The organism is Mesorhizobium sp. M6A.T.Cr.TU.017.01.1.1, from assembly GCF_004023115.1.
GTDB lineage: Bacteria > Pseudomonadota > Alphaproteobacteria > Rhizobiales > Rhizobiaceae > Mesorhizobium > Mesorhizobium mediterraneum.
On record NZ_RZTA01000076.1, the window covers coordinates 1 to 5267 of the forward strand.

Consider the following 5267-nt stretch of genomic DNA (forward strand, 5'->3'; position numbering starts at 1 on the left):
GGCGATTCCTTCACCGGCGCCTATCTCGCCGCCCGGCTGGCCGGCCATGCCCCGACCGAAGCCGTGCTGCGCGCGCATCGCGTCGCCGCGGCTGTCGTCCAGGTGCGCGGCGCGCTGGCGCCATTCGAGACGTTAAGGGCGGCGTTCGAAAATTAGCATCAAAACGCAATCGGACCGGCTGCCGCCAATGGGCGACAACCTTGCAGCCCAAGGCGGTCGCTATCCGCGCTTTTCGATGACGCCATATAGGACGTTGCGGTTCTCGCCAAAGAACACCTGCGCCTCGACGGTGTTGCGGTCGACGCTGGCATTGATGATGTCCCACATATCGGCCTCCGACCGCAACAGCAGCACCCAGTTCATGAACGTCTCCCGGTAGCCGGCGTCGGGGTTGCCCTCTGCGTAGTTCGCGAACAGGAATGTCCCGTTCGGCTTCAACATCTGCAGGCAAGTCTTTGTGAGCTTCACGGCGACGTTGTGCGCAAGGTAATCGTAGAGGCCAGAGGCGTAGATGAAGTCGAACTTGCCAAGCTTGTGGCCCCTCGTGAGCACGGTTCGTACCGAGCCGTCGATGGCCTCGACCGCGGTGCCCTGGAAGTCGCGGTTGATCAACCCAACGCTCTGAGGATCCTGATCGAGCGCAACCCAGCGCTTGAGACGGCCCTCTTGTAAGGCGGCCGAGCGATTGGCCTCCCGTAAATGGCCGGCCGCAATCGCCAGGACCTCGGCTTGCGGTCCATTCTTGGCCGCAATCTCATCGACATACCGGGTTAAAAGATCGCGTCGCTCCCGTGCTGCGATGCACGACGGTACATCCTTGGTGTGGCTATAGAGTGCCTTGCCGATCTCCGAGGCGCTTGCCACGCTCTCGGCCACGTGCGGATCACAATAGATGTAGTCGAGCAACTGCGCGTCGCCAGAATAACCTCTGGGCTTGTCATGGGACCACCGCGTGAGCGGATCCTCGAGAAAGTACTCCAAGATCGGGTGGTTCTGCACTACCGGTATCAATGCTTGCCAAACGTCCGGATGAACCTTGGAACGGGTTGCGTCGAGGTACGACATCAGCCGACGAATGATCTCCGCGGGATCCTTTCGTTGCTCGACTTGCTGGTGTGTCGCGTGGAGAATGAGTGCCAGCTCTACGCGGGCGGTTTCGAACGCTTCGCTGTGAGGACCGAGCTTTCTTCGAGGGAGACTGGCGGCGATCATCTCGGCAGTAATCAGACTTTTGCCATCAAGGATGGTTGCCACCGCAGACTCCATAATTACAATTAGTTAGATATTATCTAGATATTGCGTAAAATTTTATCTTTGCCAAGGCACATCCCTGGCATTTTAGCGGTGTCGTTAATTTCCCGCCAACCATCCTAGTTGTTTGAACGCCTTGCGGTTCGGATTCCCGATACGAGTTAACGAAAACCTATTTGCGCGGCTGCATATTGTTTGCGAGGCGCCGCAATCGCTGTCGCCTGAGGAGTCGGCCGGCGTGGGGGCAGAAGCTAAAAATGAGTTCGGAATGCAAAGCCCGGTTCAAATGGGGTTTGTGGTGACGAGCGACTCCGCGTCATCCGCATTGGCCGATATAGCCGATGCGGAACCGTTCGAACCGCGCTACGAGCCGCGGTCCGACGAACTCCGCAACCTCTACCGAAAGGAATCCCAAGCGACGCGACGAACGGACGCTAGGCCAGGGCTATGGATCGCCGTTGCCATCTATCTGCTGTTTTCAGCAACCGATCTGCTGCTGATTCCGGATGTGGCAATCTATACGATCACGGCACGCTTCGTGGTCGGAGTGACTGCGCTCCTGATCTTGGAAGCACAACTTCGCCAGGGAGTCGGAACGGAATGGATTGACGTGACTTGCGCCGGAGCCATCATCTTTGGCTATGTTGGCTGGTTGTGCCCAGCGGTTATGGGTGCGGACAAGGAAAGCGTCTCTTATTATATGGTTTTCGGCACCATCTTCATGATGAGCGCTAATCTATTTTTCACATTTAAATTCAACGTGTCTATTGTAACTTCTGCTATAATATTGGTAATTTTGTATATCGTAAATTATTTTGTGCCGTCCACATTAACTTACAAAATGGTATTTGGAACCTTCTATATCTCATGCTTCACATTTACATCTTACGTAAACTGGAAGCTGAACGAGGAGCGCTACAACGTCTTCCTGAATGCCCTCGAAGCCAAAATCCAGCACAAGGAAGCCACCGAGCGCGGACAGGCGCTGTTGAACCTGTCGAGAACCGATCCGCTTACAGGTCTGGAGAATCGGCGGGCGATTGACGAGAAGCTGCGGGACTACTGGAGCGACTGGCAGAGGTCTGGCAGCAGTTTTGTGGCGATCCTCATCGACGTGGACTTCTTCAAAAGGTTCAATGACTTTTACGGGCATCAAGAAGGTGACCGCTGCCTGATTCTTGTCGCCAATGCCCTTGCCGATATGATTAAGCAGCACAATGGCTCAATCGGCCGCTACGGCGGGGAAGAATTCATTGTCCTGGCGCGCATGGAGAAAAGAGAACAGGTCGCAGATATTGTGGAAGCCATTCGAAGCACGGTGGAGAACCTCGCACTTCCCCACGAGCACCGGAGAGACGGTACCTCGGTTGTAACGGTGAGCGTTGGCGCTGCCTTCACCAGGGTCCAGACCGGCGCCAAGCTGGAAAAAATCATCCACGAGGCCGACCGCGCGCTCTATCTGGCAAAAGCAGGCGGTCGAAATTGTACGTGGCTGTTCGATCCAAACGATCCCCAGAGCAGCGATGAGAGCGAGAATATTGCGGCTTTGCTGAAGATCGCGATCGGCCAGGATCTCGTTTCACTCGTCTATCAGCCTATCCAAAATGTCGCGTCGGGCCGAGTTGAAGCCGTCGAGGCTCTGATGCGCCTCAAAATGCTGGATGGCACGTCGGTTCCGCCGAGCCTCTTCATTCCCGTCGCGGAACGAACTGGCGCTGTCCTGGCGCTCGGGCGCTGGGCAATTAGGACAGTGTGCACTGAGCTTCTGGCGGACGATCACGTCCGTGTCGTCAGCGTCAACGTCTCTCCAATTCAGCTCAAGACGCCCGGCTTCGCAACCTCTGTTGCGGCCATTTTGAGCGAGACCGGCGTAGCCGGCAGCAGGCTGGCCTTCGAAATCACCGAAGGGCTCGAGATGGAGATGCACTCCGACATTCTTCGCTGCATCAGCGACCTAAAGCTGCTAGGGATCAGGATATGGCTTGATGACTTCGGGACCGGCTTCGCGGGCCTCTCATGGCTTCGTCTAATCGATTTCGATACCGTGAAGATTGACCGCTCGTTTCTTCATGATTGCGGCTCCCCCAGAGGCAAGGCAATGCTGCAAGACATTATTGCCCTGGTCCGAAATCGCGGCCATAAAATCCTGGTCGAAGGGGTGGAAACCGACAAGCAGATGGCCTTCATACGCGAATTCGACATAGATGAAATCCAAGGCTTTCATGTCGGCCGCCCTGCTCCCGCCGCGAGCTTTCGAGCGAGACCGGCCACCCACAAACGCCCTTTTCTGGTCGTGAAGTCCGCATGAATAGCGGCAGAGCGATCTGAGTAGCTGCAAGCCGTCGCCGCCGCAGAAGCGCGCTGAAGACCGGGCACTATTTAACTCACAATCGAACTCACTCAGGAGCGGGCGGCGGATCGGTGGCCCTCAGACCGGCCGTCGCCGTCCGCCCGATTCACCGAACAGGCCTGGCTCACGCCTTCGTGCTGGCCTCCCGGAACGCCGCCTCTCCGGCGTCCGATACCTCGACCCATTTCTTGTCGGCCGCTGCGTCGGAGCCGTAGCTGTCGTGCCAGTTCCACCAGTTGTAGGCCGGGGTCTGAGGATAGCCTTCGGGCGAGTCCTCCCAGACCTCCTGCCGGCCCAGCGGCGTGATGTCGAGGTAGTTCCAGGTGCCCCCCATCTGTTCGTCGCCGCGGTTGTTGATGAAGTAGGTGCGGAACACGCGGTCGCCGTCGCGGATGAACACGTTGTGACCATGCCACTCGTCCACGCCGAAATCGGCGTCGAAGCTGTCGGTGATGGTGAACCACGGTATCTCCCAGTCCATCCGCGCCTTCAGCCGCGCGATGTCCGCCTGCGGCGCACGCGAGACGAAGACGAGGGTGGTGTCACGGGCGTTCAGGTGGGCGACATGGGCGACCTGGTCGGCCACCAGGGAGCAGCCGCGGCAGGCATGGTCGGGCCAGCCGAACACTCCCGGCTCGAAGAAGGCGCGGTAGACGATCAGCTGACGCCGACCGTTGAACAGGTCGAGCAGGCTCACCTTTCCGTCAGGCCCCTCGAACGCATACGTCTTCTCCACCGCCATCCACGGCATCCGCCGGCGCTCGGCGGCCAGTGCGTCACGGGCGCGGGTCTGGGCCTTTTCCTTCACGAGCAGCTTCTCGCGGGCCGCCTCCCACGCCTGCGGCGACACGACCGGTGGTGTGTGCATGGCAGGCTGTCCGCTCTTCCGTCCGTTTCCGGCTGATGCAGTCATACTTTGATACCTCCTGATTTGGGCGAAACCCCGCGCCTCGTTGGCCGAAGCGCGGTTTCATTCGCTGCTCTTCGCTCATGGTTAGGCATGAGGTAGTTTGGCACCGGAGAGCGGACAGCGGGAGTAACAAGTGTGGCGCTATTCCAATGGAGCCGCTGATCCCAGCCGCGGCCTGCGCAGAAGCGGGTGCTCCTGCGCCCACGCTTCAAGATATCGCGACGGCCCAGCACGGCCGCTTTCCGGGGCGGCGCCGGCGATCGACAACGGCGCTCCCGCTGTTACAGACGTAACCAAATTCCGTTCCGCTGAAATCATTCCGTAGCGAGATTCTCCGAGACAACGACGTTCTCGACACGAGAGCCGCGGAGCGCGAAGGAACTTTTTCCCTTTTGTTCACGCACAGCCGAACAGCCCGAAACCACGTGGCACGCTCCCAACCCGCAAACTCAAATGGGAGACTAAAAATGGCTCACACGAAAACTCGCTCCGGCCGCGGCGCACCCAGCCGCCGCTTGTTTGGGTCAAGGCTGAAAAGCGTAGCAATAATCATCGTTGCCTTCAGGACGTGGCGAGAGAACGTCGCAAGACGCAGGGCCCTAGCGGATTTGACGCCCGATCAGCTGAAGGACATCGGTCATCCGGAGGCCCATGAACCTGTGCTCGACGTCGTTAAGGCCGCTCAGACCACGAACTTGATGTCGATGAGGTAAGATCAGCGCGCCAACTGTCGGCGCGGACGAGCAGGCGCAGCGC

General features: G+C 58.6%; 5 protein-coding genes. 3 read left to right on the top strand and 2 right to left on the bottom strand.

Annotation, left to right across the window (positions count from 1 at the left end; translation table 11 throughout):
• On the top strand, window positions 1-156 hold a 156-nt coding region (locus EOB36_RS22110; protein ID WP_245467859.1), incomplete at its 5' end, for a PfkB family carbohydrate kinase.
• Between the two features lie 63 nt (window positions 157-219).
• On the opposite strand, the gene EOB36_RS22115 is transcribed toward EOB36_RS22110, so the two are convergent.
• Complete coding sequence (locus tag EOB36_RS22115) at window positions 220-1254, bottom strand: class I SAM-dependent methyltransferase (RefSeq protein WP_128285684.1); 1035 nt, start codon at window positions 1252-1254, stop codon at window positions 220-222.
• 265 nt (window positions 1255-1519) lie between these two features.
• Here EOB36_RS22115 and EOB36_RS22120 point away from each other — a divergent pair, with 265 nt between their 5' ends.
• A complete protein-coding gene (locus EOB36_RS22120; protein WP_164897584.1) occupies window positions 1520-3559 on the top strand; it encodes an EAL domain-containing protein in 2040 nt (679 codons plus the stop codon).
• Window positions 3560-3725: 166 nt separating this feature from the next.
• Here EOB36_RS22120 and EOB36_RS22125 read toward each other — a convergent pair whose 3' ends face one another.
• Window positions 3726-4514, bottom strand: coding sequence for a thioredoxin family protein (locus EOB36_RS22125; RefSeq protein WP_126106165.1), 789 nt, complete (start codon window positions 4512-4514; stop codon window positions 3726-3728).
• A gap of 464 nt (window positions 4515-4978) precedes the next feature.
• Between EOB36_RS22125 and EOB36_RS22130 the strand changes: the two genes are divergently transcribed.
• Window positions 4979-5224, top strand: a complete 246-nt coding sequence (locus tag EOB36_RS22130) for a DUF1127 domain-containing protein (protein ID WP_095486654.1) — start codon at window positions 4979-4981, stop codon at window positions 5222-5224.
• The last annotated feature ends 43 nt before the right edge of the window (window positions 5225-5267 follow it).

Excerpts from the sequence above, each read along its gene's own strand:
- EOB36_RS22125 (WP_126106165.1), bottom strand. The coding sequence starts at position 4,514 with ATGACTGCATCAGCCGGAAACGGACGGAAGAGCGGACAGCCTGCCATG.
- EOB36_RS22130 (WP_095486654.1), top strand. The coding sequence starts at position 4,979 with ATGGCTCACACGAAAACTCGCTCCGGCCGCGGCGCACCCAGCCGCCGC.
- EOB36_RS22120 (WP_164897584.1), top strand. The coding sequence starts at position 1,520 with ATGCAAAGCCCGGTTCAAATGGGGTTTGTGGTGACGAGCGACTCCGCG.